At 61.8% G+C, this 1,038-nt stretch carries 2 protein-coding genes and 1 pseudogene; all 3 read left to right on the top strand.

Going from position 1 to position 1,038, the window contains the following annotated elements:
• On the top strand, positions 1–349 hold a 349-nt coding region (locus MAXJ12_RS32855), incomplete at its 5' end, for a phosphoketolase family protein (protein WP_008840555.1).
• Between the two features lie 22 nt (positions 350–371).
• Complete coding sequence (locus MAXJ12_RS37985) at positions 372–683, top strand: acetate kinase (RefSeq protein ID WP_008840554.1); 312 nt, start codon at positions 372–374, stop codon at positions 681–683.
• Positions 613–1,038, top strand: a pseudogene (locus MAXJ12_RS34835) (acetate/propionate family kinase); the annotation flags it as partial. The gene MAXJ12_RS37985 and the pseudogene MAXJ12_RS34835, both read left to right, overlap by 71 nt.

Below are 1,038 nucleotides of genomic sequence, written 5' to 3'. Positions count from 1 at the left end.
CGAGTTCGATGCGCTGTTCACAGCAAACAAACCCGTCATTTTCGCCTATCATGGCTACCCTTGGACCATTCATAGGCTAACCTACCGACGAACGAACCATGCCAACTTCCACGTCCGCGGCTTCAATGAGGAAGGCACGACAACCACGCCCTTCGACATGACGGTGATGAACGGTCTGGACCGCTTTCACCTCGTACAGAGCGTCATTGACCGGACGCCGGCAGCGCATGCGAGTGGAGCCGGCCTGAAGCAGATGATGCAGGCAAAGCTGCTCGAGCATCACGACTACATCAGGGCTCACGGGCAGGACATGCCCGAAGTGCGGGACTGGAAGTGGATTGCGCCTTGAGAGGCTCTGGTGAGGTTCGGGGATGACTGCCGCGATCCTGGTATTGAACGCGGGCTCGTCCAGCCTGAAGTTCGCCGTGTTCGAACGGCGCGAGGGCCTTCCGCTCATCTTTAAAGGCAGCGTCTCGTCCCTTCGCGCCAATCCGCGCCTTAAACTGTCTACCGGGAACGCCGCGGAGGAAAAGAGCCTCGGCAGGAAGTCTCTGGACATCGGAGCTGCTGTCGAGGTCGTCGCGGCCGAAATGGGCGATCGTGGCTCCGGTCATGCCCGTGGCGGCGGTCGGGCACAGGATCGTTCACGGCGGGCGGGACTTCATCTCTCCGGTGGTGCTTGACGAGCCGGTTGTCGAAAGGCTGCGCGGGTTGATCCCGCTGGCCCCGCTCCATCAACGGGAGAATCTTCAAGTCGTCGACCTTGCGAGGAACCTGTTTCCCGAAGCGGCGCAGGTCGGTTGCTTCGATACCGCGTTCCACGCGGCGCGTCCGAGCATCGCCAAATCATACGGCTTGCCGCGAGCACTCACCGATGCCGGAGTCCAGTCCTATGGCTTTCATGGGCTATCCTACGCTTACATCTCGTCCGAGCTTGGTAAGCGGTATGGGCCGGAGGCGGGAGGCGGTGTCATCGTGGCGCATCTCGGCAGCGGCGCGAGCCTCTGCGCAATGCGCGGCGGAAAGAGCGTTGCCACC

The sequence above is a fragment of the Mesorhizobium alhagi CCNWXJ12-2 genome, assembly GCF_000236565.1.
GTDB lineage: Bacteria > Pseudomonadota > Alphaproteobacteria > Rhizobiales > Rhizobiaceae > Allomesorhizobium > Allomesorhizobium alhagi.
Note: the sequence above shows the minus strand (reverse complement) of the source record. Positions and strands in the feature narration are given on the sequence as shown.